Annotated in this window: 28 protein-coding genes, 1 pseudogene and 1 other annotated feature; of the genes and pseudogenes, 23 read left to right on the forward strand and 6 right to left on the reverse strand. The window is 32.4% G+C overall.

The genetic code is table 11. The annotated features are described in order from the left end of the window. The first annotated feature begins 1 nt into the window (after position 1). The 3 genes from tpiA (at position 2) to JV173_RS06560 (ending at position 3,071) form a co-directional block, all read left to right on the forward strand. Positions 2–766, forward strand: a complete 765-nt coding sequence (gene tpiA / locus JV173_RS06550) for a triose-phosphate isomerase (RefSeq protein WP_205735508.1) — start codon at positions 2–4, stop codon at positions 764–766. Between the two features lie 87 nt (positions 767–853). After that, complete coding sequence (locus tag JV173_RS06555) at positions 854–2,317, forward strand: CotH kinase family protein (protein ID WP_205735509.1); 1,464 nt, start codon at positions 854–856, stop codon at positions 2,315–2,317. Between the two features lie 49 nt (positions 2,318–2,366). After that, on the forward strand, positions 2,367–3,071 hold the full coding sequence (locus tag JV173_RS06560; protein ID WP_205735510.1) for a hypothetical protein: 705 nt from the start codon (positions 2,367–2,369) through the stop codon (positions 3,069–3,071). A gap of 170 nt (positions 3,072–3,241) precedes the next feature. Here JV173_RS06560 and rpsD read toward each other — a convergent pair whose 3' ends face one another. Together rpsD and msrC are read right to left on the reverse strand one after the other, a co-directional pair. Then, positions 3,242–3,838: a 30S ribosomal protein S4 gene (rpsD, locus tag JV173_RS06565; RefSeq protein WP_205735511.1), complete on the reverse strand. Its 597-nt coding sequence runs from the start codon at positions 3,836–3,838 to the stop codon at positions 3,242–3,244. Between the two features lie 167 nt (positions 3,839–4,005). After that, positions 4,006–4,470, reverse strand: coding sequence for a free L-methionine (R)-S-oxide reductase MsrC (gene msrC, locus JV173_RS06570; RefSeq protein WP_205735512.1), 465 nt, complete (start codon positions 4,468–4,470; stop codon positions 4,006–4,008). 53 nt (positions 4,471–4,523) lie between these two features. Here msrC and thiI point away from each other — a divergent pair, with 53 nt between their 5' ends. From thiI to JV173_RS06590, 4 genes are read left to right on the forward strand one after another with little or no spacing between them, the layout of a single operon-like run. Further along, entirely contained in the window at positions 4,524–5,768 is a 1,245-nt protein-coding gene (gene thiI / locus JV173_RS06575; RefSeq protein WP_205735513.1) for a tRNA uracil 4-sulfurtransferase ThiI, read from the forward strand. After that, positions 5,765–6,466 (forward strand): TrmH family RNA methyltransferase, encoded by a 702-nt coding sequence (locus JV173_RS06580; protein ID WP_205735514.1) that lies wholly within the window; start codon positions 5,765–5,767, stop codon positions 6,464–6,466. Before thiI ends, JV173_RS06580 begins: the two co-directional genes overlap by 4 nt. Next, positions 6,466–7,362: an IolE/MocC family protein gene (locus JV173_RS06585; RefSeq protein ID WP_205735515.1), complete on the forward strand. Its 897-nt coding sequence runs from the start codon at positions 6,466–6,468 to the stop codon at positions 7,360–7,362. The genes JV173_RS06580 and JV173_RS06585 overlap by 1 nt, the downstream gene beginning before the upstream one ends. 9 nt (positions 7,363–7,371) lie before the next feature. Then, the gene (locus tag JV173_RS06590) at positions 7,372–9,216 is read left to right on the forward strand and encodes a beta-N-acetylhexosaminidase (RefSeq protein WP_205735516.1); all 1,845 of its coding nucleotides are present in this window, start codon (positions 7,372–7,374) and stop codon (positions 9,214–9,216) included. Between the two features lie 33 nt (positions 9,217–9,249). On the opposite strand, the gene def is transcribed toward JV173_RS06590, so the two are convergent. Next, positions 9,250–9,846, reverse strand: a complete 597-nt coding sequence (def, locus tag JV173_RS06595; RefSeq protein WP_240453033.1) for a peptide deformylase — start codon at positions 9,844–9,846, stop codon at positions 9,250–9,252. Between the two features lie 50 nt (positions 9,847–9,896). On the opposite strand from def, the gene JV173_RS06600 reads away from it, so the two are divergent. From JV173_RS06600 to JV173_RS06645, 10 genes are all read left to right on the forward strand, one after another. Next, positions 9,897–10,592 (forward strand): pseudouridine synthase, encoded by a 696-nt coding sequence (locus JV173_RS06600; protein WP_205735517.1) that lies wholly within the window; start codon positions 9,897–9,899, stop codon positions 10,590–10,592. Positions 10,593–10,596: 4 nt separating this feature from the next. Next, positions 10,597–10,830, forward strand: a complete 234-nt coding sequence (locus JV173_RS06605) for a YlbG family protein (RefSeq protein WP_205735518.1) — start codon at positions 10,597–10,599, stop codon at positions 10,828–10,830. Between the two features lie 85 nt (positions 10,831–10,915). Continuing rightward, entirely contained in the window at positions 10,916–11,155 is a 240-nt protein-coding gene (rpsP, locus tag JV173_RS06610) for a 30S ribosomal protein S16 (protein ID WP_205735519.1), read from the forward strand. Positions 11,156–11,176: 21 nt separating this feature from the next. After that, positions 11,177–11,425, forward strand: coding sequence for a KH domain-containing protein (locus tag JV173_RS06615; RefSeq protein ID WP_205735520.1), 249 nt, complete (start codon positions 11,177–11,179; stop codon positions 11,423–11,425). Between the two features lie 5 nt (positions 11,426–11,430). Next, positions 11,431–11,904, forward strand: coding sequence for a ribosome maturation factor RimM (rimM, locus tag JV173_RS06620; RefSeq protein ID WP_205735521.1), 474 nt, complete (start codon positions 11,431–11,433; stop codon positions 11,902–11,904). Then, on the forward strand, positions 11,901–12,632 hold the full coding sequence (gene trmD / locus JV173_RS06625; RefSeq protein WP_205735522.1) for a tRNA (guanosine(37)-N1)-methyltransferase TrmD: 732 nt from the start codon (positions 11,901–11,903) through the stop codon (positions 12,630–12,632). Before rimM ends, trmD begins: the two co-directional genes overlap by 4 nt. A gap of 80 nt (positions 12,633–12,712) precedes the next feature. Next, on the forward strand, positions 12,713–13,075 hold the full coding sequence (rplS, locus tag JV173_RS06630) for a 50S ribosomal protein L19 (protein ID WP_205735523.1): 363 nt from the start codon (positions 12,713–12,715) through the stop codon (positions 13,073–13,075). Between the two features lie 118 nt (positions 13,076–13,193). Then, positions 13,194–14,186 carry a LacI family DNA-binding transcriptional regulator gene (locus JV173_RS06635; RefSeq protein WP_205735524.1) on the forward strand — a complete coding sequence of 331 codons (993 nt, stop codon included), beginning with the start codon at positions 13,194–13,196 and terminating at the stop codon, positions 14,184–14,186. A gap of 222 nt (positions 14,187–14,408) precedes the next feature. After that, complete coding sequence (gene tyrS, locus JV173_RS06640) at positions 14,409–15,644, forward strand: tyrosine--tRNA ligase (protein WP_205735525.1); 1,236 nt, start codon at positions 14,409–14,411, stop codon at positions 15,642–15,644. Between the two features lie 8 nt (positions 15,645–15,652). After that, positions 15,653–16,495 (forward strand): diacylglycerol/lipid kinase family protein, encoded by an 843-nt coding sequence (locus JV173_RS06645; RefSeq protein WP_205735526.1) that lies wholly within the window; start codon positions 15,653–15,655, stop codon positions 16,493–16,495. Between the two features lie 26 nt (positions 16,496–16,521). On the opposite strand, the gene trpS is transcribed toward JV173_RS06645, so the two are convergent. Together trpS and pepF are read right to left on the reverse strand one after the other, a co-directional pair. Then, positions 16,522–17,529: a tryptophan--tRNA ligase gene (gene trpS, locus JV173_RS06650; RefSeq protein ID WP_205735527.1), complete on the reverse strand. Its 1,008-nt coding sequence runs from the start codon at positions 17,527–17,529 to the stop codon at positions 16,522–16,524. A gap of 52 nt (positions 17,530–17,581) precedes the next feature. After that, positions 17,582–17,760, reverse strand: a binding site (T-box leader). 18 nt (positions 17,761–17,778) lie between these two features. Further along, a complete protein-coding gene (pepF, locus tag JV173_RS06655; protein WP_205735528.1) occupies positions 17,779–19,539 on the reverse strand; it encodes an oligoendopeptidase F in 1,761 nt (586 codons plus the stop codon). Positions 19,540–19,778: 239 nt separating this feature from the next. Here pepF and spx point away from each other — a divergent pair, with 239 nt between their 5' ends. After that, the gene (spx, locus tag JV173_RS06660) at positions 19,779–20,249 is read left to right on the forward strand and encodes a transcriptional regulator Spx (protein WP_205735529.1); all 471 of its coding nucleotides are present in this window, start codon (positions 19,779–19,781) and stop codon (positions 20,247–20,249) included. A 46-nt stretch (positions 20,250–20,295) separates the two neighbouring features. Here spx and JV173_RS07065 read toward each other — a convergent pair. Then, positions 20,296–20,850, reverse strand: a pseudogene (locus JV173_RS07065) (CYTH domain-containing protein). A gap of 157 nt (positions 20,851–21,007) precedes the next feature. Here JV173_RS07065 and gap point away from each other — a divergent pair. From gap to JV173_RS06695, 5 genes are all read left to right on the forward strand, one after another. After that, complete coding sequence (gene gap, locus JV173_RS06675; RefSeq protein ID WP_205735532.1) at positions 21,008–22,021, forward strand: type I glyceraldehyde-3-phosphate dehydrogenase; 1,014 nt, start codon at positions 21,008–21,010, stop codon at positions 22,019–22,021. 211 nt (positions 22,022–22,232) lie between these two features. Continuing rightward, positions 22,233–22,562 (forward strand): hypothetical protein, encoded by a 330-nt coding sequence (locus JV173_RS06680; RefSeq protein WP_205735533.1) that lies wholly within the window; start codon positions 22,233–22,235, stop codon positions 22,560–22,562. Further along, complete coding sequence (locus JV173_RS06685; RefSeq protein ID WP_205735534.1) at positions 22,562–23,590, forward strand: V-type ATPase subunit; 1,029 nt, start codon at positions 22,562–22,564, stop codon at positions 23,588–23,590. The genes JV173_RS06680 and JV173_RS06685 overlap by 1 nt, the downstream gene beginning before the upstream one ends. A gap of 10 nt (positions 23,591–23,600) precedes the next feature. Beyond that, positions 23,601–25,526 carry a V-type ATP synthase subunit I gene (locus JV173_RS06690; protein WP_205735535.1) on the forward strand — a complete coding sequence of 642 codons (1,926 nt, stop codon included), beginning with the start codon at positions 23,601–23,603 and terminating at the stop codon, positions 25,524–25,526. Position 25,527: 1 nt separating this feature from the next. Then, positions 25,528–25,980: an ATP synthase subunit C gene (locus JV173_RS06695; protein ID WP_205735536.1), complete on the forward strand. Its 453-nt coding sequence runs from the start codon at positions 25,528–25,530 to the stop codon at positions 25,978–25,980. Positions 25,981–25,990 lie beyond the last annotated feature (10 nt).

Consider the following 25,990-nt stretch of genomic DNA (forward strand, 5'->3'; position numbering starts at 1 on the left):
AATGAGCAAAAGAATTCCTGTAATTGCTGCCAATTGGAAAATGTATAAGACTAAAGATGAGGCTTTAGCTTTTATATTCGCAGTAAATGAAAAAGTTCCAACAAGAGATAAAGTTGAGTCTGTCGTTTGTGCACCAGCTATTCTTTTAAACCTTCTAGTTAAACGTGAAGGCGATAACTTAAGAATTGGTGCGCAAAATATGCACTATGCTGAAGAAGGTGCATTTACTGGTGAAAACTCACCTGCACAAGTTAAAACTTCAGGTGCTGAGTATATCTTAATTGGTCACTCAGAAAGAAGAAGTTATTTTAACGAAACAGATGAAACTGTTAACTTAAAAATGCATGCTGCATTCAAACATGAATTAACACCAATTCTTTGTGTTGGTGAACAACTTGCTGAACGTGAATCAAATTCAACTAAAGCTGTTTTAGATAGCCAACTTGAAATTGCATTCAAAGGCATTAGCGCAGAACAAGCACTTGCAACTATTATCGCTTACGAACCAGTATGGGCGATTGGTACAGGTAAAACTGCAACACCTACAATGGCAAACGATACAATCAAAGATATCCGTGCTAAAGTTGAAGCTTTATATGGTAAAGCTGTTGCTGATGGTATTCGTATTTTATACGGTGGATCAGTTAAACCAGACAACATTAAAGTTTTACTTGCAGAATCAGATATCGATGGTGCATTAATCGGTGGTGCTGCACTCGATCCAAACAACTTCTTAGTATTTACAGACGCAGCATTAAACAAATAATTATCAAAAGACGCGGAAAATCGCGTCTTTTTTATTCATAAGATACATTTGATAAAGACATTCAAGTCTTTATGTTAGAATAAAGTTATGAAAAAAATATACAGTCTACTTACTTTACTTTCAATTATTTTAATCGTTGGATGTGAATCACCAATCATAAATCCGGATTTAATCCCTGATTTTATTGATGAAGTCTTAGAAAGTGAAATCTATAAAGATACTGAACTTCCAAAACGTTATTTAGACTATGGTCTAAGGTTTTATGTTGGAGAAGAAGAACTTACAGATTATATCTTAAAAGTTCCTTTTATGCTTGAGGATCAATTGATTGAGGTTTACATGGGGGTTCATACTAACTTTTCATCTAAACTCTTTATGAAACAAGTCCTTTTAAAAGCATCTAAACCAGTCAATGATTTATATATTACAACTAAAAATAATCAAGCAGTGACCTCCAAAGATGTATATCTTGATGGTGAACTTAAAGTGGATCACTCTGATAACTTTAATTTACCGCTATCAAAAATGTATATTAAAGGTCGTGGTAATTCATCATGGGATTATCCAAAAAAACCATATAGAATCAAGTTTGAAGAAAAAACTTCGATTTTAGGTATGGCAGCAGCAAGAGATTATGTTCTCTTATCAGAATTTGGTGATAAGTCACTCTTACGTAATTATATGGGACATATGATGAGTAGTTATTTAAATATTGAGCACGCACTTGAAACTAGATTTGTTCATCTTTATTTAAATAATCAATATCTTGGTATGTATCTTTTAACTGAACAAGTTGAATTTGATGATAACAGATTAAATGTCGATACCTCAGAAGGCAAGAATGGCTTTTTACTTGAGATGGATGTTTATGAAAGACTTGATCAAGGTGATGAGGTTAATATCGATTATATTGAATTAAAGAATCGTCCGTTTGCTATTAAAGAACCAAACATGAGAGACTTTGAAGGTTCTGTTGCAACAACAAAAGTTAATTTTATTAAGAGCTATATGACACTAGTTTTTAACAATTTAAAGACATCATCTTATGATTCATTTATCGATAAAGCATCCTTTATGGATTACTTTATCATTCAAGAAATCACTAAAAATGTAGATATTAATTTCTCGTCTGTTTATATGTATAAACGTGAAGGTGAAAAACTTAAAATGGGTCCACTATGGGATTTTGATATTTCAATGGGTAATGGAGATTACTATGAATATCAACCGCAAGGCTACTGGGCAATTCATAACATTATGCTTGCTGACTTACTTCAAAATCCAAGTTTTAAGTTGGATTATAAAGTAAGATTCTTAGAAGTTATTCAAACATATGAACAAATATGGAAAGATGAACTTACTAAAATGTTCTTACTAATTAATCAAGATGCAAATCAAAACTTTGAACGTTGGGATATTTTAGAAACATATTATTGGCCAAATACACCTGGTATGATGGAAGCTAATACCCATCAAAAACAATATGAATATTTAATGAGTTGGCTTAACCAAAGATTTGCGTGGTTAAAAAATAACATTTCAAATTTTTAATATAAGTATCATGATTTAAAAGTCACATAAAAAAAGGTGTAATTGATATATGATGAAAAAAATAAATTTGTTCTTAATGGTTTTCGCATTGATTTTAGGACTTACTGCGTGTTTTAAAACTTATGATGACTTGCTTCATAAAAAGAATGTAAGATGGGAAACTGAAGATCAAAAGATTTCATTTATGTTTCAAGGTAATATCGAAGGTTTCGGTATTGGAAGTGTTGAAATACTTGATAAAGCAGTTGAAGTATATGTTGAATTTTACGCATTTAAATTTGTAGATTTAAGATTTTACTCAAATGAAAATGAATTGTTGATACATTTTAATTTACACACAGTGAGTCAAGGTAAGGCTACAATTCAAGCAATAACCAATAATACAGAAGATGAAACGTTTGATAATTATTCAGCGGTGATGACCAGATCAGATTTAGAAGATAATGAACTTAATATGAAGTACTTCTTTGAACAAGAATTTATGTCAGCTCAAGGCAACTATCAAATTCAACTTTTCAGATATAATTACTTTGATTTTTCAATTAATGGTATCTTGAAATATCAAAACGTTATCGATAATATTAGATTTGAATTTATAGATAATGAGGGATTTGTAGTCATAAATAAATCAAATGATCAAAAACTTATTGAGGGTACTTACGAAACCTATTACAATAAAATTATTTTAAATATTGAAACAGACTATACAAATAAAGACTTTCCAGAAACACTAGAAATATTATTTATTACATAAACGGCAAACTTAAATAATGAATGATTAGAACATAAAAAGTCCCTTTAAAATAGATGGAGGTCTACCTCCAAATATTTGATTGGGTATCATTTACCTCCAAATATTTTATATACCTATAAAAAAAGTACTTCGCGAGAAGTACTTTTAATTTATTGTGATCTTGGTTAAGATTATCTGCTGTAGAACTCAACGATAAGTTGTTCGTTGATATCATGTAAGAATTCATTTCTTTCAGGATATCTTGAGAATGTTCCAACACCATTGTCATCTAATGCAACGAAGTCAACTTTTACATATTGAGCTTCTTTAGCTTCCTTAACGATGACTAAGTTCTTGCTAGCTTCTTTAAGAGCAATCTTTTGTCCTGGAGCTAAGCGATAAGATGGAATATCAACTTTTGATCCATCAACTAAGATGTGACCATGGTTAACAAGTTGTCTTGCTTGTGCACGAGTTCTTGCGAAACCTAAGCGATATACGATGTTATCTAATCTTGATTCAAGAAGCTTTAAGAAGTTTTCACCTGTTTTGCCTGGTAACTTAGACGCTTCGAAGAAAGTTTTCTTAAATTGTTTTTCAGAAACACCATAAGTGAATCTTACTTTTTGTTTTTCTTGAAGTTGAACACCGTAGTCTGATAATTTGCTACGACGTCGTCCGTGTTGTCCTGGCGCAAATGGTCTTTTCTTTAACTCTTTTCCTGATTCAGAAATTGAGTAACCTAAGCGTCTTGATACCTTCCATGTAGAACCGGTATAACGTGACATATTGAATTTACCTCCTTTTTTATTTTTAGGGTAAACACACCGATCTTTTTCAAATATAATCCATTGAAACCCTTTCAACCCCAAGCAGTTGGAGCATACTTAGTTCACCTTCAGTGCAAGGATATTTATTTGATCAATCTCAGCCTGCTTTTGACCGCTTATTCATTTTATATTAAAGGCCTACTAAAGTCAATGAATTTAGTTAATTTTTCAATGAATTTCTCTAAAAATTCCACTAAATCCTTATCAAATCTATCTACGATAGGTGCATCTAAATCTAAAACACCAAAACATGAGTTTTCTTTCATAATTGGCACAACAACTTCACTTTGACTGTTAGGATCACAGTAGATATGATTCTCTATTTTAGAAACATCTGATACAACTTGAGTTTTCATTTCAGCAAATCCAGTACCACAAACACCTTTGCCTGGAGCAATGATGTTACATGCCACTTTTCCTTGAAATGGACCAAGTGTTAATCTTGTTCCATCAAAAAAATAAAACCCGACCCAGTTTAATTTATCGAGTGTTTGATTTAAGAATGCAGCTGCATTTGAAAATAAAGATAAGTTGTTTGGTTCTGATTTAAATTGATTTTCAGCACTTTCCAACAATAATTCATAATTCATAATATCACCATCAATAGTATACCACTAGTGGTATAATAAAAGTTGGTGATTACATGAAAGAAATTATTTTAGTTAGGTTTGGCGACCTAGTCCTAAAGGGAAAAAACAAGCCAACCTTCATCAACCAGGTTAAGAAGTTACTTAGAAGTAAGTTAGATGGATTCAGTGTGAACTTTGAGTATCAACACGATCGCATCTTCATACATATTAATTCGGAAGATAAAGAAGAAATTTTAAAACAATTAAGATTTGTTTCTGGTGTACAAAGTTATTCATTTGTATATCGTGTGGAAAAGGATTTAGAAAAGATTGCAGAAAAAGCAATTGAGATTATCCCTAATGAAATTCCGCTACCAACAACTTTTAAAGTTGAAACTAAACGTGCAGATAAACGTTTCCCAATGACTTCGACTGAAGTGAGTCAAAAAGTTGCGGGTATGGTTTTACCTAAAATTTCAGGTTTAAAAGTTGATGTTAGAAATCCAGAACACATATTAAATATTGAAATTAGAAATGATGGAGCTTTTATTTATATTGGTAAAATTTCAGGTTTAGGTGGTTTCCCAATTGGTATTGGTGGACGTGCCCTTTTAATGTTATCTGGTGGGATTGATTCACCGGTTGCTGCATATTTAATGATGAAACAAGGGGTAGAGATTGAACTCTTCCATTTTGAGTCTACACCATTAACACCACTTGAGTCTGTTCAAAAAGTAATTGATATATCTAAAAAATTAGCACCATACATGACAAGAAATAAGATTAAACTACACTTAGTTCCATTTACTAAGATTCATGAAGAAATCTTAAAATATGTATCAGATCCTTACATCATTACGATCATGAGAAGAATGATGTATCGTCTTGCGGAAAGATATGCCTTAACGCATGATATTCAAGCATTAGTCAATGGTGAATCTGTTGGACAAGTTGCTTCTCAAACATTGGATTCAATCAATGTTGTTGAAAATGTGACAAACATTCCAATTCTTAGACCAGTGGTTACATATGATAAAAATGATATTATTAAACTATCAAAGATGTTAGAAACTTATGATGTTTCAATTCGTCCATTTAATGATTGTTGTTCAATTTATGTTCCAAGAAGACCAGTTACACACCCTAAAGTAGAATATGCATTAGAAGAAGAAACTAAACTAAATGTTGAAAAATTAATGGAAGAAGCGCTTGAAAACATTCAAACATTAATGATTAATAAAAATACAGATTTTGAAATCGCACTATATGGGTTTGAAGTTAAGGACGCGATTGAAGCCTATCGAGGAGATAAAAAATGATTAACTCTAGAGATAACCAAAGATTTAAATCATGGATGAAATTAAAGTTAAAGAAATACCGTGATGAAACAGGGTTATTTTTAGTGTATGGAAAAAAGTTGGTTGATTTAGCTTTGTCTCACGGAATTGTAGATGAAGTGATTACAACCGATGAGTTTATAGAAGGTACTTTAATTGATTTAAAACTTATGAAAGAATTATCTCAAACTGAAACCACACATAATATGATGGCGGTTTGTAAAAAGATTTCAAAAAGGATTGAATCAAAAAATGTGCTTGTTTTAGATGACCTACAAAATCCTGATAATGTTGGTGCCTTATTAAGAAGTGCATTAGCATTTGGATTTAATCATGTTGTTCTTTCTAAGAACAGTGCAGATATCTACAATGATAAGACAATAAGAGCCTCTAGTGGAGCGATTTTCGACCTATTTATTGAGCGTCTAGATCTTGTACCATTCTTAAAAGAAATGAAAGAAAACAGCTATCAATTATTCGGTGCTGATGCGCACGTATCAGACAATCAACCAATAGGTTCTAAACCATTTGTTTTAGTGCTTGGAAATGAAGGTAATGGTTTATCAACAAGTGTCAAAGAAGTACTTGATGGATTTATACGAATTGAAACACAAACTGTGGAAAGTTTAAATGTAGCAGTTGCAGGTAGTATCTTAATGTATGCGTGGGGAGTGAAATAATGAAGGCTCCAGTAACTTCATTTTTTGATTATTTAAAACTTGATATAAAGTCTCAAATTGAAATGGCCAAAACCTTAAGTGTTGATGGTTTTATTGTACGTGGTTCTGAAGGTAGAAACTTAATACAATTCACTGAAGATGAATTAAATCATTTGAAATCAAGTTTTAAGAAGAATGAAATTATAGCTGTTGATCCACTACTTAAGACACCACATTTAAATCAACCACGAGAATTAGAAAAATTTAAAGAAGAATTAGAAAAATCTGCGGATCTTGCAAAATCCATTAATTCAGTTTATTTAATTTATAAACTACCAATTTTTGATGATATTACGAAACAAAAAGAAGATGTTTTAAGAATTGTCACAGAACATATTGCAATCATTAAAAAACGTAAATTAAATATATTAATTAAACAAGCAGATAAACAACCATCAACAACATATAGATACATTTTAGAAATCATTAAAGATAGTAAAGTTCAAATGATTTTTGAACCTGCTTATCTTTATGTACAAGGTGAAGCTATTACAGCTGCATTTAGAATTCTTTACGATTATGTTGGTATGTTTATTGTGGATGATAAAGACCCACTGATGTCATCACGATTAATTGGAACTGGAAAATATATTGATTTATATGACGTATTTAAACGCTTTGTAAAAAAGGAATACGGTGGTTGGGTTGTATTAGATTCTGGTTTAATTGAACAACTCTTTAAAACAACCAAATACAATTGGTTTGAAAAAACTTTATCCAAACAAAAACGACATGAGAATAAAATTCTTTATGATTTTATGCAAAAACATCAAAATGTCGATATGTCATTAATTATAAAATTACAACTTGCTGTGTTATTCTTAGTGTTCCAAAACAAGAAGATTAAAGTCGATTAAGGTGAAACGATGAAAATAAAGGGATTAAATCCAAGTCTTGCTAAAGGCTTGGATATTTTAAGAAATAAATATAATTTAGATCACTTCATTAATGAGATTCATATTCATGAAGGTTCATCTTTAAAAATTGATTTTAAAGATAAAGTTTTAAATGTTGAAATTAAACGTCCAAGTGATTTGTTCTTTTCACTTGGATTCGTTTTAAAAAATAAAGAAAAAGAAGTTTCATTAGAAATTAATAGACGCATTGAAAATCTAACCTACATGGTTGATGTTTCAAGAAATGCTGTCTTAAAAGTTGAGACGTTAAAAAAGCTCATTGAGTATCTTGCCATCTTTGGTTATAACAATCTGCAACTTTATACAGAAGATACCTTTAAGATGGATGATGAACCGTATTTTGGTTATATGAGAGGTGCATATTCTAAAGAAGAAATTAATGCAGTAGAAAACTATGCTGCCTTTTTTGGAATTGAACTTGTACCATGTATCCAAACCCTTGCACATTTAAATGGAATCAGACGATATGGTCTTTATAATCATTTATTTGATACTGCGGATATCTTACTTGTTGAAGAAGATGCAACGTATGAGTTTATTGAAAAAATGATTAAAACTGCAAGAGAAAGTTTTAATTCAAATTTCATTAATATTGGTATGGATGAAGCTTATATGTTGGGTCGTGGAAGATATCTTGATAAACATGGACTCGTACCTAGATTTGACATCATGGTAAATCACTTAAAACGTGTCATTGAAATTTGTAAGAAATACAACTTCAAACCAATGATGTGGAGTGACATGTTCTTTAGAGTTGTCAAACAAGATTATTACGGTGATGCAGCGATTCCAAAGGAGTTTTTAGATAAAGTTCCGAGTGAAGTTGAACTACTTTATTGGGATTATTACAAAACAGATGAAGCACACTATTTAAAGATGTTAGATAAACATCTTCAATTTAACAATCCAGTAAGTTTTGCAGGTGGTGCTTGGAAGTGGATTGGATTTACACCTTCAAATAGATTTACCCAAACCGCAGCTTATGCGCAAATGTCTGCTATATCTAAAAAGAAGGTTAACCATTTTATGGTAACCTCATGGGGAGATAATGGAAATGAAGCGAGTGCATTTTCTGTTTTACCATCCCTTGCATATTACGGATATCTTTCTTATCTGGATTCAAAACTTGGTCAAGATTATCAAGCATTCTTTGAAGCAACAGTTGGTATTTCATTTGATCGCTTTATGCTCGTTGACCTTGCAAATTATTTATCAAAAGATGTTAAGGACTTAAACTCAGCGAATAAACATTTTCTATATAATGATATACTTCTAGGTTTAATGGATACAGCTGTTGATAAAAGTTATCCAAAACTTTACAAAAAGCATTTCAATAAATTAAAGAAAGAAATGTCATATTTTGGTGAGTTTAAATACTTATTTGATACCCAATTGAATTTACTCAATGTTTTAAGTAAGAAGATTGATTTAGGTGTGAAGTTAAGAGCAGCTTATAAAGCAAACGACCATGAAGCATTAAGAAACATCATTAAAGATTTAAAAACTACAAATAAACTAATTTTAGTTTTCCAAAATAGTTTTAAGAATCAATGGTTTAATGAAAATAAAGCTTTTGGCTATGAAGTTCAAGATCTACGCATCGGTGGTATTAAATCAAGAATTGATACTGCAATTTCTAAAGTAGAAGATTATCTAGCTGGAAAAATTGAATCAATTGAAGAATTAGAAGTTGATTTACTGGATTACTATGGCGGTATTGAAAACCATCAAAAGGTTAAACATATTGTTGAGTATCGTTACTTACCAATTGTATCTGTTGGTGTTAACGTATAAAAAAAGCATACCATTTCGGTATGCTTAGATTAATTATTCTTGAGTTTCTGTTTCGTTAGATTCAGAATCTTCATCAACTTCGAATAGTGGGAATGCATTTGGAAGTTCCTTGTAAAGTTTAGTTGTAAACATAATACCATCTAAATGATCGAACTCATGTTGGAAGACGATTGCAGGGTAACCCACTAAATCCATTTCAATTGGTTGTGTATGTTCTGTTTCAGGATCTAGCGTGTAACCTTTAAAACGAATACCGTATTTTCTTGGTGTTAAACCTTCAGTAGGTCTGTCAACCGAAAGACAGCCTTCACCACCAGGAATAAAACATTCTTCCTTAGTTGAACCAATGATTTCAGGATTAATGATGATGAATGAATAAAGTTCGCCATCTAAATCTTGAACATGCATTGCAAACATACGTTTTAATTTATTTACTTGTGGTGCTGCAAGACCAACAGAAGGACGTAAACGATATTTCTTCACCTTCTCATCATCTTGAGAATTGATAACATATTCTAATAAGTCCTTACCTAGTTTAATGTCTTCTTTAGATAAAGGTAGAATCACGGGTTTTGATTTAGTTGTTAGAGTTGGATGTCCTTCTCTAATAATATTTTGCATAGTAATCATTAGGTTTCACCTCGTAAACATTATAACATAACAAGATAAGGAGCATCATTATGCGTCTGGATAAAATATTATCCAACTTAAAATATGGGAGTCGTACCGAAATTAAAACCTTAATTAAGAGAGGTTTAATTTCAGTTAACGAAAAAATCGTGAAACATGCAGATATGCAAATTGATCCAAATAAAGATCAAATTGTTGTGGATCAAGAAACTGTATTTTATAAAGAAACCATCATTTTAGCAATGCATAAACCTGCAGGATATTTATCTGCAAATCAAGATAAAAATGATCCTGTTGTAATCGATTTAATTAAAAAACCATATGATCGATTTGACTTTAAAATCGCAGGTAGACTGGATAAGGATACCGAAGGCTTACTGATTCTTACAACAGATGGTGAAATTCAACATGAAATTACGCATCCTAAAAAGCATTTAGATAAAGTTTATGAAGCAACTCTTGATTTAGATTTTACAGAAGCTGCAAAATTACAGCTTTTAGAAGGTGTCGAATTAAAAGACCCAGATGGTAAAATTTATTTTACCAATGCAAAGAAATTAAACTATAATAGTAATAAGGTGGAAATTACTATAGATGAAGGTAAATTTCACCAGGTTAAAAAGATGTTTGAAAGTGTGGGTTTTAAAGTAACTTACTTAAAACGTATACAAATCGGAGAACTTAAACTCGATTTAGAAAAAGGCACTTATAAAGAAATCGTCCTAAGTGACATCAAAGGGAAGTGAAGATATGCAAATAGAACGTGTCGCATATATTGTAGACTTTAGAGGAAAAGAAGTTCCAAAGAAGTTAGAAAAAATGGATATCCATGTAGCTTATATTTCAAAGAAAGCGAACTATGCAGTTGTTTACTTTGATAAAGTTAAGGGTGAAAAAGTATTGTTATCACAACTGCAAAATATTAAGGGATTTATTGGGGTATATCCTTCACTATTCTTCAATGAAGAAGCAAATATAAAATAATTTCTCATTGTCAAGGAAAAATACTTGACAGTAGTTATTTTTATGGTAAAATTGAACAGGATTTATAAATAAAAGGAGACTTAATATGGTTAAACTACGTTTACAACGCTTTGGTAATCACAAACGCCCATTCTACAGAATCGTGGCAGCTGATGCAAAAGCACCAAGAGACGGTAAATTCTTAGAAATCGTTGGAACATATGAGCCAATCAACGGAACTGTTTTAGTTAACAATGAAAAAGTTGCTAAATGGTTAGAAAATGGTGCTCAACCAACTGACACAGTTAAGAGTTTATTCAAGAAGTACAATGTTTTAAGTAAATAACTTTAAGGGGGTTATAAACATATGGCAGTTGATTTTGAAAAATTAATCAAACAAATAGTAGTGCCATTAGTGGTATCCCCAGATGATGTTCATGTCAAAGTATTGAGCGAAGAAGCTGGTGTTCTACACATTCAACTTTTAGTCAATTCCAATGACTTAGGTAGAGTGATTGGTAAAGGCGGTAAAATCGCAAGTGCTATCCGTACCATAGTTTATGCAGGTGCATCTAAAGAAGGCAAGAGAGTGCACATCGATATCGATGCGTATTGATTCTAATGATGTATTCAATTGGTAAAATTGTGGACACTCACGGTATTAAGGGCGAAGTGAAAATTCTATCGCATTCTGACTTTGATCGAATTAAAGTTGGTGTGACCCTTTATATTGGAGAACTTCCACTAAAAGTGAGGTCTGTTCGCAGACAAAATGAATATTATCTCGTAGGGTTTGAAGGTTACTTAACATTAACCTCTGTCGAACCACTAAGAAAAAAAGAAGTATTTACAACTGAGGAACCTACCCTTGGGGAGGATGAATACCACTTACCTAAACTTGTTGGTTTAGATGTATTTAGTATGAATCATCTGCATCTTGGTAAAGTTGATTCTTTAGTTGAAGTTCCTCAAGGTTATCTACTTCGAATTGAAACAAATGATAAAAGAATGGTATATGTTCCCTTCGTGAATGCTTTTGTAAAATCAGTATCAGATGAAGGTATCTTAATTGAAACCATTGAAGGATTAATATGAAGATCGATATAATTACGATTTTTCCAAATTTTTTTAATGAGTTTTTAACCACCAGCAAGATAAAACATGCGATTGAAGACGGTAGAGTTACCATTCAAATTCATGATTTAAGAGACTATACAGATCTCAAAGGTGGAAAAATTGACGATACACCTTATGGTGGTGGGGCAGGTATGCTCATGATTTTCCCACCATTTTACAAACTTTTACAACAGCTTAGAACAGAAGATACATACACAATTTTCTTATCACCTCAAGGCACAGTTTTCAATCAACAAATCGCTACCCACTTTAGGGATACGAAAAAACACCTCATATTGATTTGTGGACATTATGAAGGTATTGATGAGAGAGTCTTAAACTTCGTTGATGAAGAAATCTCAATTGGTGACTATGTCTTAACCGGTGGTGAAATACCAGCAATGGTGATTACTGATGCGATTGTAAGGCTATTACCAGGGGTTATCAATGAAGCATCATATATTGATGATTCACATCAACAAGGCTTACTCAAATATCCACAATACACTAAACCAGAAACTTTCGAAGGCTATGCTGTACCAGAAGTATTACGCTCTGGACATCATGAAAACATTCGAAAATGGAGGTTATATATGAGTCTTAAAAAGACTTATATGAAGAGACCGGATTTAATAGCAAAAAAGAATCTGAATAAAGAAGAAACTAAATTGCTAAATGAGATAAAAAAAGAGATTGAATCAAAATAAGGATTCATGTATAATAAATAAGCACGCTGGTCCGCTAAGTAAAATACTTATGAACAGACGTTAAATAAGGAGAGTCGTTTATGGCAAAGTTAAAAGGTCAAGCTTTAATCGCTGCAATTACTTCTAAATACATTCAAGAACGTCCAAGCTTCAAAGCTGGTGATACAGTTAAAGTTTACGTTAAAATTAAAGAAGGTAACAAAGAAAGAATTCAGTTATTTGAAGGATTAGTAATCAAACGTCAAGGCGGTGGCATCTCAGAAACTTTTACAGTACGTAAGGTTTCAAATGGGGTCGGCGTTGAAAGAACATTCCCTGTTCATTCACCAGCTATCGATCGCTTAGAAGTTTCACGTATCGGTGTTGTTCGCCGTGCGAAGTTAAACTATATCCGCGCATTAAGCAAAAAAGCATCAAGAATTAAAGAACAAAAAATCGTCTAAGATAAGCCAGCAAATTTGCTGGCTTTCTTTTTCATGAAAATTTTTTCATTTTGTTACATTCTCGTTGTAAGCGCCTCCATTATATGCTATAATGTTTTCTATCGAGAGGTGATTTTTTATGAGCAATGCGACAATTTATGATGTTGCTGGTGCTGCAGGTGTTTCTTTAGCAACAGTATCTAGAGTTCTAAACTCTCCAGAGAAAGTAAAAGAAGATACACGTCAACGTGTTTTAAAAGTCATAAAGGAATTAGGGTATCGTCCAAATGTGATTGCAAGAGGTCTAGCAAGTCGTAAAACGACTACAGTTGGAGTTGTTATTTCTGATATCACAAGAGCATCTGTTGCACAGATGTTAGGTGGTATTTCTGATATTGCAACAAAGTATAACTATTCGATTAAATTGTTCTCTATTCCAGAGGATGCAGATGTACTTGATGCAGTGCAAAATATTGTAGCTGAACAAGTTGATGGCATTCTATATTTAAATGATGAATTATCAGATAGAGATGTTGAATTATTAAAACGCATGTTTAATGATAATAACATTCCATATGTCTTTGCAAATGTTGTCACATCCGATCCGATCGTTCCAACGGTTTCAATTGACTATGCAAAAGCTGGATATGAAATTACGAAGAATTTAATTGATAAAGGCTGTAAAGATCTTTACTTCTTATCAACTGCACGTCGTTATAGTGTTAATGATAAGAAAGAAGAAGGTTACACTAAAGCTATGTTAGAAGCTAACCTTGAACCTAGAATCTTTAGAACAAGTGGTGACACTTCAATTAATAAACCTCACTTTGAAACATTCTTTGCAGATATTAATGTCGATGGTGCAATTGCTGTCCGTGACTCTATTGCAGTATCATTCTTAAACACTGCAATCGAAAATGGTAAACAAGTACCAAAGAATTTAAAGATTTCAGGATTCCAAAATACAAAGTATGCAGCACTTTCTCGTCCTGCACTGACTTCAATTGATATTCCTGTCTATGATATTGGTGCAGTTTCTATGAGACTTTTAACTAAATTAATGCAATCTAAGAGCGTAGAAAATACACGTATTATTCTGCCTCATAGAATCGTTGAAAGACAATCAACTTAATCGATCGATGAATTTGAATTAAGTAGTTCATACAACTAAGCAAGAAATCTAGTGGCTGATGTAAACTAGAAGTTAATGTATGTTACGAATTACACCAAAGGAGATCAAATATATATTGAGGTGCGTAAAGTTTACTTTACGAACTAAGGTGGTACCGCGAAATTTTCGTCCTTAGACATATTTTTTGTCTAAGGATTTTATTTTTATTGAAGGAGAAATATGATGAACTTATATGATGAACTTATATGGCGTGGCATGGTTAAAGATGTATCCAATGTCGATGAAGCTAAAAAATTATTAAATGAAAAATCTACAAAATTCTATGTTGGATACGATCCAACAGGAGAATCCTTAACAGTTGGTCACTTAGTCCAAATTGTTAGAATGAAATATCTTCAAAAACATGGACATGTACCTGTTGTTGTTATTGGTGGTGCGACAGGGTTAATTGGAGATCCTAAAGAAACTCAAGAAAGAAAATTATTAACACTGGATCAATCCTTACAAAATGCAGGTAAGATTGAACGTCAAATTAGAACATTACTTCAAGGTAATACAATCTTTGTTAATAACTATGACTGGATTTCTAAAATTGATACCATTACATTCTTAAGAGATTATGGCAAGTATTTTAATATTGCGTATATGCTCGCAAAAGATACGGTTCAAAAACGCATTGATGTTGGTATTTCATATACTGAGTTTTCATATATGATTCTTCAATCAATTGACTGGTTACATTTATACCAAACTAATGATGTCAAGATTCAATTTGGTGGTTCTGATCAATGGGGAAATATTACATCTGGTCTAGAATTAATCCGTAAAGTTGTTGGAGAAAATGATGCAGTTGGTCTTTCTTCACCACTTTTATTAAAATCAGATGGTACGAAGTTTGGTAAGAGTGAATCTGGTGCACTTTGGTTAGATGAAAATATGACATCACCATATGAACTCTATCAATACTTCTTCAATGCATCAGATAATGACATTGAAAACTATTTAAAACTGTTAACAACTTTAGAACACGAAGAAATTGATGAACTCTTAAAAGTATCACGTGAAAAACCAGAATTACGTCTAGCACAAAAGAAACTTGCTGAAGAGGTTGTTACATTTGTTCACGGTAAAGAAAAACTTCAAATTGCACTTGAAGTAACAGAAGCTTTATTTAGTGGTGACTTTAACAAGTTAAATGAAGAAGCTTTTAAAACTTTAGAAAAAGTACTAGATAAAGTTGAATTATCAAATGAAATGACTCTAGTTGAGGCTTTAATCAAAGGTAACCTTGCAAGTAGCAATCGTGAAGCACGTGAGTTTATTACAACCGGTGCTGTAAGTTTAAATGGTGAAAAAGTTACCGATTTAACATATACTATGGGTATAGGAAATAAAGTACATAGTAGATATGTCATTCTAAGAAGAGGTAAAAAGAAATACGCACTTGGCGTATTCTAGGAAATTATATGGATATTATTTTATATAACCCATTATCTTCCCGCGGGAAGAACATTAAAGTAGCAGCTAAATTAGAGAAAAAACTTAAGAAACAAAAACGTGAAGTTTTAATTATTAATCTTTTAAACATCATTGATGTTAAAGAGTTTTTAGATAAGCATAATGAAAGTGACAGAATCATCATCTTAGGTGGTGATGGTACACTTCATCGTATAGCTAATCAAATCGAAGGTTATGTGATTAAGCCTGAAGTGTACCTTTACAAAGCAGGTACAGGTAATGATTTTTTAAGAACTGTTCCAATTAAAAAACGTATGGCCAACATTAAAGAATACTTAATTCATTTACCAGTCATGTACGTGAATGGCAAAAGAGAAAGAGTAATCAATGGTGGTGGTGTCGGTCTTGATGGACTTGTTGCATATAAAGTTAATAAATCAAAAGCTGAAAAAAGTAAATCAAATTTCTTCTTAAACTCATTCTTAGGCTTCAAAGAATTTAAGCCAGTCGCAGCTAAATTTAATGTCGATGGTAAAGTCTTTGAAGAAAAGAAAGTCTGGTTTGCATCTGCAATGTATGCACAATACTTTGGTGGTGGTATGATGATTTCACCAAGAAAGAAAAGATCAGAAAAAGAAATTGAATTAGTCGTTGTTAGAAATATTCCAAAATGGGTTTTAGTATTAATTTTCCCAACAATTTATTTAGGTTGGCACCGTATGTTTAAAAGATGGGTTCAATTCTATCGTGGAAAAGATATCACAGTTGAATTTGCAGAACCTGCTTTCCTACAAATGGATGGGGAACATGAATATCCAGTATTAAAATATCAAATGAAGATGGAAGATTAAAAAAGAAGTGATTCCAAAAAATGGAATCACTTTTTTCTTTGTAGCCCAAGTCGAGAGAGGACTTTGGTCATTTTTCGTCTTGCATAAAGTCTTGCAGTTTCTGCACCTTTATCAAGAATTTCGTCTAATTCTTTTGAATTGATTAATTCAAGATATCGTTTTTGAATTTTTTCAATATGATTACCAACGATTTCAGCAAGTTCTTGTTTAAAGCTTGCATACGATGTTTCATTTTCATACTGTTTAACAATATCTTCAATTGAACGCTCTGTTAAAGCTGAATAAATTGTAAGTAAATTTGAGATGCCTGGTTTTTTCTTTTCATCAAAATATATTTTAGTATCTGAGTCAGTTACTGCAGATTTAATTTTATTTTTGATTTGTGCAACCGGATCAAGTAAAAGAATATAAGCTTTTTCAGTTTCCGCTTCACTCTTACTCATCTTTTTAGTTGGATCTTGAAGATTTTTAATCTTCGCACCAACTTTTGGTGTATAACCCTCTGGTACTGCAAATGTATCCCCATATTGTGAGTTGAATCGCTCTGCTAAAGTTCTTGTTAATTCTAGATGTTGTCTTTGGTCTTCACCAACTGGAACTAAATTTGCATCATAAAGCAGAATATCAGCAGCCATTAATGCAGGATATGTCAGAAGTGAAGTTCTTACACCTGTAGCTTTTTCTTTTTGTTTCTTTTCTTTGAATTGGATCATACGCTCCATTTCACCAATGTAAGCAGTGGATTCCATAATATAACCTAAAAGTGCATGTTCCATCACTTCAGATTGAACAAAGAGTGTGACCTTATGAGGATCTAGTCCACATGCAATGTAGAATGCTGCAATATCGCGCACGCGTTTTCTTAATAATTGTTTATCCTGTGGGGTAGTGATTGCGTGAAGGTCAGCAATAAAGATAAAGAATTCTGTGTCTTCTAAAGTATCTTGTAGTTTTACGAATTGTTGGATTGCTCCAATATAGTTACCAAGTGTTAATTCACCGGTTGGTTTAATTCCTGATACGAGTCGTTTCATTTAAATCATCCTTTCTAAATGGAAAATAAAAAGTCCCCAAAAGTAGTTAACTTTTAAGGACGAATTTAAAATCCGCGGTGCCACCTTAATTCTATATACATTATATATAGCGCTTAAGATTAAATTGTTGACTCCAAGGCCCATTCGCTAATCGTTTATCTTGCATTTCACCTTACTGCAAGTCTCTTCTAAATAAACTAAACTAGGTACTTACCTTTTCAACGTCATATTTATTTTAACACAAGATTGTTATTTTAAAGCAGCTTCAAGTTGATCTAATAATGATTCTAATCGTTTAACAACGGCTAAGAATGTTTCTTTGTTTGTTAAATCCGCACCAGCCATCTTAGCTTGATCAACTGGATACATTGAACCGCCTGATTTTAACATCTTTACATAGTTATCAAATGCACCAGAAACTTTTGACTTCACATTGTCATAAATCTTAAGTGAAGCTGAGAATGAAGTTGCATATTGATAAACATAGAATGGTGTATGGAATAGATGAGGAATGTATGCCCAAACATATTGTTTACCAGGTTCTTTAGTAATATCTAAATCATAATAATGTTTGTATAAATCGATCATGATCTTAGATAAAGCTTGTTCAGTAACTGGTTTACCTTCAGCAACGAGTTTATTTGCTTCATATTCGTATGTTGCAAATAAAGTTTGACGGTAGAAGGTTGAGTGAATATTATCAATTGCCATTGTTAATAATTCAATCTTTTCCTCTTTAGTTTCAGCTTTTTGAACTAAGTAATCAAGAAGTGCATGCTCATTGAAAGTAGAAGCAATTTCAGCAACGAAGATTGTATAATCTGAAATTGGCATTGGTTGGTTTGCATCACTGAAGATTGAGTGTGCTGAGTGACCAGCTTCGTGAGCAAGTGTGAATACTGAATCTAATGTATCATTGTGGTTTAAGAGAATGTATGGATGATGCCCATAGACACCTGATGAATAAGCACCAGTTCTTTTACCATCTTGTGGATAAGCATCAACAAAACCATCTTTAACTGCATCTAATTGAGCTTCAATGAATTCTTTTGGGAATCCTTGAATAGATTCAATAAAGAGTTGTTTAGCTTCAGCATAAGGATATTTCTTATCAGATTTAGCAAGTGGTAAGAAACGATCATAAGTGAAGTATTCATCCATACCAAGTGCTTTTTTCTTAATTTCGATGTATCTCTTTAAAAGATGTGTGTTTTCGTAAGCAGTATCCTTAAGATTTAGGAAAACAGAAGTTGGGATGTTGTTATGGAAAAGTGCAGCATCTAATGTTGATTCGTAATTACGGTTTTTAGCATTTGCTGAAAGTTGTTGAAGTACTAAGTTATAAGTTGCAGCAAATGCTGATTTGTTATCAACATACTTTTTGTATAATGTTTCAAAAATCAATTTACGGTCTGCTGGGTTTTTAGCGTTTTCTAATAAAGCTCTAAATTGAGCTTGAGTCACTAAAACTTCTTCACCAGTTGATAATTTAACTGTTTCATCTATTCTATCAATCACTGATAATGCTTGATAAAGTGATGTAGGAATTGATCTGATTGGAGAAAGGTTAGCAAGTAACTTTTCTTTATCTGCATCAAGGATGTGTGTTTGTCCTCTGAATAATTTTTGATAATTGAATAAATGAGGTTTTAATGATGCATCTTTTTCTAAGAAACTATAAACCTTTTCTTCACCTAATTCAATGATTTCAGGGGAAACATATGAAGCGATTTGACCTAACTGTGATAACAGTAATGATACCTTTTGGCTTCTTGAGAGTTTATCAGTATCTTTTAAGTTCAAATCAGATGCAAGATGTGCGTAAGAATATACTTTATAGATTTTTTTAGTAATAGCTTCATCTAACTCATGATACTTTTTAAAGGTCTCAAAGTCGCCGAGCTTACCTTTGAAATCAGCAAATTGACCGATCTCTGATTTTAATGATTCGAAATCTTTTTCCCATTCTGCTTCGTTTGGGTAAAAACTTGATAAATCCCATTTCGACATATTTAAATACCTTCCTTTATATAAATTGCATTTATTATATCAATAAATAGAAGTAATTGAAAGTAAGAAATTTGACACATATGTCATATAATACGACTTTGGTTAATGAATACGTTTTCATTTGTGTGAAGACTTATAAATTCCTTGTTACTATTGTAAATCATTTGACAAATCACTATAATAAAAGTAGTCACTTATAGGTGGAGAAGGTTACACTCAAACTCTGGAAGGAGACTCTTATGGTTACTATTTACACTACACCATCATGTTCTTCTTGTCGTAAAGCAAAAAAATGGTTAGACGAGCACAAAGTCGCATATGAAGAAAAGAATCTGTTCAATCATCGTATTAACGATGAAGATATTGAACTGATGTTAAACCATGCAGAAAATGGTTTTGATGATATTATTTCAACACGCTCTAAAATCTTTAAAGAACAAGAATTAGAAGTTGAAGATATGTCAGTTTCTGAATTAAAATCATTTATTATTAATCACCCATCCGTTTTAAAACGTCCAATTATTGTGGATGCTAAACGCATGCAAGTTGGTTATAACGATGAAGAAATTAGAGTATTCATTCCTAAGCGTTTAAGGGAAATGATTATGAGAGAAAACTCAGAAGAGGATTTCACACATTATCAAGATACGTTAAACAGATACTTTTCTACAATAGATCCAACAATTCAAGAAGAAGAAATTGAAGAATAGCCTTAGGGCTATTTTTTTTGTAAAAAAAAGCATCCATTCAAGGATGCTATTTAACTAAACAAGTTAATGCACGTTCGCTCTTACGTTTTGTAGGAATGAATTTGATTTGATGCTTTTCTAAGAATTTATTAAAGATTTCAAGACCGATTTCATAGTGGTCAACTTCATATTCGATTTCATAATCTGTGACACCACAATATTCATTGTAATCTAAGAAGAGTGTTCCACCTTCATAAGGTGTTGAAGCACGGTAGTTATCAAGAGAAGTTTGATAGGTTACAAAATAGTCAATTTGTTCAAAGAAATTTTTGGTATAAAACCCATTTTTCTTCATATCTTCAGCTTGTTCTTTTGTAATAATCACATGGTATTCAAAAGCTCCATGTTCAGATTGACTCTTTTAAGTTAATTTAAATGAGTTTTCTCTTTTTTGACGAATACGTAAAACCATCGATTTATGGTTTAATTCAAGATCTTTTGTATCAAAATAGTAGTTAGTTTGTTTAAAAACATTATTTTCTAGATCAAATGCTTGAATTAATTCGTCGTACTTTTCTTTATTGATTTGGGTTTTAAATTCGATTTCAACATTCATGTGCATGGCAATTCCCTCTCGTTAAGATTATATCACACAAACATAAAATGTGTTACTTGTTATTTATAATAACTAGTAAACGTTTACACAAATATTTAATCACACATTATGCATGCAATATGTTAAAATATAGTTGCAAAAACCAATTAGGAGGAATTTAAATATGGCTATCAAAGTAGCAATTAATGGATTTGGTCGTATCGGTAGATTAGCTTTCCGTTTAATGTTCGGAAAACCTGAATTTGATATCGTAGCTATCAATGACCTTTCAGATGCAGAAACTTTAGCATACCTTTTAAAGTATGACACTGCACAAGGTGGTTACAAACAAGATTCAGTAACATTCGAAGGCGACAAATTAATCGTTGACGGTAAAGCAGTTACTGTTTACGCTCAAAAAGACCCAGCTTTATTACCTTGGGGAGCTTTAAATGTTGATGTCGTTTTAGAATCAACAGGTTTATTCACTTCAGCTGATAAAGCATCAGCTCACATCACTGCAGGTGCTAAGAAAGTTGTTATCTCAGCTCCAGCAACTGGTGAAGGTATCAAAACTATCGTTTACAACGTAAATGATAACATCTTAGATGGTTCAGAAACTATCGTATCAGCAGCTTCATGTACAACTAACTGTTTAGCTCCAATCGCTAAAGTGTTAGAAGACAACTTCGGTATCGTTCAAGGTTTCATGACAACTGTTCATGCTTACACTAATGACCAATCATTAATGGACGTTCCACACAAGAAAGGTATCATGTCAAGAAGAGGACGTGCAGCAGCAGCTTCAATTATCCCTTCATCAACAGGTGCCGCTGCAGCTATCGGTTTAGTATTACCTCAATTAAAAGGTAAATTAGATGGTACTGCATTACGTGTTCCAACTATCACTGGTTCAATCGTTGACTTAACAGTTGAATTAAAGAAAGATGTTACATTAGCTGAAATCGATGCAGCTTTCAAAGCAGCAGCTAACGAAACATTAAAATATGAAGCAGATCCAATCGTATCATCAGATGTTATCGGTACTCACTACGGTTCAATCTACGATGCAAACACAACTCAAGTATTAAAGACTAACCCACGCTTCGTTAAAGTTATGTCATGGTATGACAATGAAATGTCATATACTGCTCAATTAGTAAGAACAATGACTAAACTTGCTTCATTAATCAAATAATTCATTTAAAAAACTTAAAACCCCGTGTTTATTCACGGGGTTTTCTCTATATTAAAACATTTTCATAAATTATGTCCTTGAAAAATAATTTATAGAGGACTATAATAACAAAGGTTATGCGTTTCCGTTTATAGATATAAATATCATTATATGATAAACTATTAGATAGTAAAGTACTGTCTTTGTTTAAGTTGAAAGAAGGCATCTAAAAATGAAAAAATTAATTCAAGAAGTCATTGAATTAGACAAACAAGCTCAAGCTGAAATTTCTTTATTGAAAAAAGAGAAAGAAGAGCTCTTTTTGGCTATTAAAGAAATGCGTCAATCAATGACAAAAGCACACAAAAAAACATTAGAAGCTGAAATCAAGAGAATTGAGGAAGAAGCTCAAGCTCGTTATGAAGCGCGTCTAAAAGATATTGAAGATAAAGCAGCAAGTAAAACTGCGAACATCGAAAAATATTATGCAGAACATAAAGATGCTTGGTTAGCTGATCTTTTAGAGTTTATATCATCTTCAAAAGAAGGTGACGCCTCTTGATGTATGTGGGTAATGCCTTAATCACAAAGATTAAAACCATTCACGCAAACGACTTAAGAGAAGATGATTATAAGGAACTATTAAAGAAAAATACGATTTCAGATATTACATCTTATTTAAAAAAACATCCTGCGTATTCTGAAATTCTACAAGGCATTCCAGAAAGTGCAGTGAACAGAAGTCGTTTAGAATCACTCATTCGTCGTCAAAAGTTTGACCAAATGATGCGAGTCATCAAGTTTTTAACCACGAATGACAAATCATTTTATCAACTATCGTTAGTTCACCAAGAACATAATGTCTTACTAGCAATGATTAGAAGTTATATTTCAAATGAAGTATACGATGTCGTTGCTGATTTACCAGTTTACTTTGATAGATACTCTAAAATTGACTTTAACGAAATCGCTAAAACAACCAATTTAAAAGGACTTGTTGAAGCACTTGAAGGTACAAAATACCAAAAGATGTTAAAGCCTTATGAAAATATTAAGAATCAAGATCTTAAATATTATGAGTTTGAGTCTTTATTCGAAGCGGACTACTACAATTACGCATTCCAACACATAGCAACAAATTACAAAGGTAGATTAAAACAAGAACTTGAAGATGTTTTCAAATCAAGAATTGAAATGGAAAACATGATTAAAGTTTATCGTTTAAAGAAATTCTACCAAGTACCAGATGAAGAAATCAGATTGATGTTAGTGCCATCAACAAGAATTCTACAAAAGAAACTTGATGAAGTTATTGCAATTAAAGATCCAAATGACATCTTTACAAGAATCATTGAAGCAGGATTTGGACAATATATTGGTGACAAAGATCAAGCTTATCTAGAATACTTTGGAGACCACTTAAGATATCATATCGCAAAAAAACTAATGTATTATGCATCGCATCCGGCTAAGGTGTATCTTGGTTACATGATTTTATCTGAGTTAGAAGTTTCAAATCTAACACATTTAATTGAAGGTATTAGATATCAAGTTTCACCTGAAGAAATCCGAATGATGATGGTTTACTAGAGGGATTCCTATGATAGCAAAAATGAAACTTGTAAACTTAAGCGCAGATAAAGAAAAGTTAGATGAAGTTCTAGCTCGTTTTATCGACTACCCTGGTTTCCACCCAGTTGATGTTGGTAGAATTGTTTCAACGGTTCATGGAGCAACTGCATTTGAAGGTGAAAACCCAACAGTTGAATTGATTGAGCAAATCAAAGAAATTGAAAGTGATTTAGCACTTTCACTCCTACCAGTTAAAACAAGAGAACTTAAAGACTCTATTGATGACATGCATCAATATTTAGTTGATTCTCATGCTGCATTCTCTTCTGAATTCAAACGTATTAAAGCGTTAGAAACAGAAAATGAAAAAATTTTAGAAGCTTTAAAACAAATTGAAAACTTAGAAAGCCTTGATTTATCATTTGATGATTTATTCAATGCAAAATTTATTTCACTTCGTTTTGGTAAATTACCATTTGATTCAGTTGAAAGAATTAAATATTACTACCAAAAACCATTTATCTTTATTCCGTTTAATGAGGATAAGGCACATAGATCACTTTGGTGTATGTATGTAACAAGTAATGAATACGAACGTGAAATCGATAATTTATTCACTTCAATGTACTTCGAACGTATCTATATTCCAGAATTCGTTCATGGTACACCTGAAAAAGCAAAAGAATCTTTAAGACAAACCATTGTAGAAAATGAAAAGTCAATGGATCAATTAAGAGCAGAACTTAGAAACCTTGCATTACAATACCAAGAAAAACTTGGTGTGATCAAAGGTGAACTTGAATTCTTATATTTAATGTATGAAGCAAGAAAACATGTTGTAGGTTTAGGTGATCGTATTTCAATTTCAGGGTTCATTGAAGAAAAGAACGTTGAAAAGTTCAGAGATTACTTTGGTGATATCCAAACACTTGAAATTGACGTTGATGATGCAGATTCTGATGGTCGTTTCCAACCACCGACAAAACTTGTTAATAACTGGTTTGCGAAACCTTATCAAGTGTTTGTTGATATGTATGGCACACCAACTTATGGTGATGTAGATCCAACAAACTTCTTAGCAATCTCATACACTATTCTGTTTGGTATTATGTTTGGAGATGTTGGACAAGGGTTGTTACTTGCACTCTTTGGATTCTTACTTGGTAAGTTCAAAAAGTGGAGTTTAGGACCGATTGTTACTAGAATGGGTATTTCTGGTGCATTCTTCGGACTGATTTACGGTGAAATCTTCGGTAATGAAGAAATCATGCATCATTTCTATGAAAGCATTGGTGTACATTTCTTACCGTTCCATCCAATGAATCCAGATAGCACCATGACATTACTTTTAGGTACTGTTGGCATTGGTGCAGCATTCTTACTTGTTTCAATGATTGTCAATACAATGTTTAAGTTCAAACATAAAGAATATGCACTGGCAATTTGCTCACCAAATGGTATCTCAGGTATTCTCGTTTATGGATTTATCTTAATTGGTATTGTCTGTGAAATGATGTTAGGTATCACGGGTATCTTCAACTTCATTACAATCCCATTATTAATTGTGATTCCAATCATCTTGATTTTCTTGAAAGAACCACTTGAAAGAAAATTCCATCATGAGAAGATGTTCCCAGATGGTGTTGGTGGGTTCTTCCTAGAAGGATTCTTCGAATTATTTGAAGTTATCCTATCTTATGTAACAAATACATTATCGTTCCTTCGTGTTGGTGGTTTCGTACTATCACATGCTGGATTAATGTTAGTTGTTAAATCACTTGCTAATGGTGGCGAAAACTTAGTCGCTATGGCACTTGGTAACTTATTCGTATTAGGACTTGAAGGCTTACTTGTAGGTATTCAAGTATTAAGATTAGAGTTTTATGAAATGTTCTCCCGTTATTATGACGGTAGTGGCATAATATTTAGTCCAACCCTACAGGAGGAAAAGTAATATGGAATGGATTTTATTAACAGTTATTGTATTAGGCGTATTTTTAATCGCATTACCTTTAATCTCAGTATTTAAAGGTCAAGTATCCGCATTATCAGCTAAGAAAAGAATTATTGCACACATCGCAATGTTTGCAACATTCTTCTTTGCATTAGTTTTAGTTACACCTGGCATTTTCGGGGTAGAAGTATCTGACCCAGGTATGGCAGAATCAGGCTTATTCTATCAAGCAGCAGCTTTTGGTTATTTAGGTGCCGCAATTTCAACTGGTGCATCTGCACTTGGTGCAGGTATTGCCGTTGCAGCAGCAGCCCCAGCAGCTATTGGTGCGATTTCTGAAAACCCTAAAAACTTAGGTAAATCACTGATCTTCGTTGCGTTAGGCGAAGGGGTTGCTATCTACGGTTTATTAATCTCAATTCTTATCATCAATAACATTCCAACCATTGGTTAATAGGAGAAAT

The sequence above is a fragment of the Acholeplasma equirhinis genome, from assembly GCF_017052655.1.
GTDB lineage: Bacteria > Bacillota_I > Bacilli_A > Acholeplasmatales > Acholeplasmataceae > Acholeplasma > Acholeplasma equirhinis.

What these genes read in the sequence shown, in the direction of transcription:
- trmD (WP_205735522.1), top strand. Translation starts at nt 11,901, where the DNA reads ATGAAGATCGATATAATTACGATTTTTCCAAATTTTTTTAATGAGTTT.
- JV173_RS06695 (WP_205735536.1), top strand. Translation starts at nt 25,528, where the DNA reads ATGGAATGGATTTTATTAACAGTTATTGTATTAGGCGTATTTTTAATC.
- JV173_RS06555 (WP_205735509.1), top strand. Translation starts at nt 854, where the DNA reads ATGAAAAAAATATACAGTCTACTTACTTTACTTTCAATTATTTTAATC.
- trpS (WP_205735527.1), bottom strand. Translation starts at nt 17,529, where the DNA reads ATGAAACGACTCGTATCAGGAATTAAACCAACCGGTGAATTAACACTT.
- spx (WP_205735529.1), top strand. Translation starts at nt 19,779, where the DNA reads ATGGTTACTATTTACACTACACCATCATGTTCTTCTTGTCGTAAAGCA.
- JV173_RS06615 (WP_205735520.1), top strand. Translation starts at nt 11,177, where the DNA reads ATGGCAGTTGATTTTGAAAAATTAATCAAACAAATAGTAGTGCCATTA.
- gap (WP_205735532.1), top strand. Translation starts at nt 21,008, where the DNA reads ATGGCTATCAAAGTAGCAATTAATGGATTTGGTCGTATCGGTAGATTA.
- msrC (WP_205735512.1), bottom strand. Translation starts at nt 4,470, where the DNA reads ATGAATTATGAATTATTGTTGGAAAGTGCTGAAAATCAATTTAAATCA.
- JV173_RS06685 (WP_205735534.1), top strand. Translation starts at nt 22,562, where the DNA reads ATGTATGTGGGTAATGCCTTAATCACAAAGATTAAAACCATTCACGCA.
- JV173_RS06645 (WP_205735526.1), top strand. Translation starts at nt 15,653, where the DNA reads ATGGATATTATTTTATATAACCCATTATCTTCCCGCGGGAAGAACATT.
- def (WP_240453033.1), bottom strand. Translation starts at nt 9,846, where the DNA reads ATGATTACTATGCAAAATATTATTAGAGAAGGACATCCAACTCTAACA.
- tyrS (WP_205735525.1), top strand. Translation starts at nt 14,409, where the DNA reads ATGAACTTATATGATGAACTTATATGGCGTGGCATGGTTAAAGATGTA.
- rimM (WP_205735521.1), top strand. Translation starts at nt 11,431, where the DNA reads ATGATGTATTCAATTGGTAAAATTGTGGACACTCACGGTATTAAGGGC.
- thiI (WP_205735513.1), top strand. Translation starts at nt 4,524, where the DNA reads ATGAAAGAAATTATTTTAGTTAGGTTTGGCGACCTAGTCCTAAAGGGA.
- JV173_RS06680 (WP_205735533.1), top strand. Translation starts at nt 22,233, where the DNA reads ATGAAAAAATTAATTCAAGAAGTCATTGAATTAGACAAACAAGCTCAA.
- tpiA (WP_205735508.1), top strand. Translation starts at nt 2, where the DNA reads ATGAGCAAAAGAATTCCTGTAATTGCTGCCAATTGGAAAATGTATAAG.
- rplS (WP_205735523.1), top strand. Translation starts at nt 12,713, where the DNA reads ATGGCAAAGTTAAAAGGTCAAGCTTTAATCGCTGCAATTACTTCTAAA.
- JV173_RS06605 (WP_205735518.1), top strand. Translation starts at nt 10,597, where the DNA reads ATGCAAATAGAACGTGTCGCATATATTGTAGACTTTAGAGGAAAAGAA.
- JV173_RS06600 (WP_205735517.1), top strand. Translation starts at nt 9,897, where the DNA reads ATGCGTCTGGATAAAATATTATCCAACTTAAAATATGGGAGTCGTACC.
- pepF (WP_205735528.1), bottom strand. Translation starts at nt 19,539, where the DNA reads ATGTCGAAATGGGATTTATCAAGTTTTTACCCAAACGAAGCAGAATGG.
- JV173_RS06585 (WP_205735515.1), top strand. Translation starts at nt 6,466, where the DNA reads ATGAAGGCTCCAGTAACTTCATTTTTTGATTATTTAAAACTTGATATA.
- JV173_RS06690 (WP_205735535.1), top strand. Translation starts at nt 23,601, where the DNA reads ATGATAGCAAAAATGAAACTTGTAAACTTAAGCGCAGATAAAGAAAAG.
- JV173_RS06560 (WP_205735510.1), top strand. Translation starts at nt 2,367, where the DNA reads ATGATGAAAAAAATAAATTTGTTCTTAATGGTTTTCGCATTGATTTTA.
- JV173_RS06635 (WP_205735524.1), top strand. Translation starts at nt 13,194, where the DNA reads ATGAGCAATGCGACAATTTATGATGTTGCTGGTGCTGCAGGTGTTTCT.
- JV173_RS06580 (WP_205735514.1), top strand. Translation starts at nt 5,765, where the DNA reads ATGATTAACTCTAGAGATAACCAAAGATTTAAATCATGGATGAAATTA.
- rpsP (WP_205735519.1), top strand. Translation starts at nt 10,916, where the DNA reads ATGGTTAAACTACGTTTACAACGCTTTGGTAATCACAAACGCCCATTC.
- rpsD (WP_205735511.1), bottom strand. Translation starts at nt 3,838, where the DNA reads ATGTCACGTTATACCGGTTCTACATGGAAGGTATCAAGACGCTTAGGT.
- JV173_RS06590 (WP_205735516.1), top strand. Translation starts at nt 7,372, where the DNA reads ATGAAAATAAAGGGATTAAATCCAAGTCTTGCTAAAGGCTTGGATATT.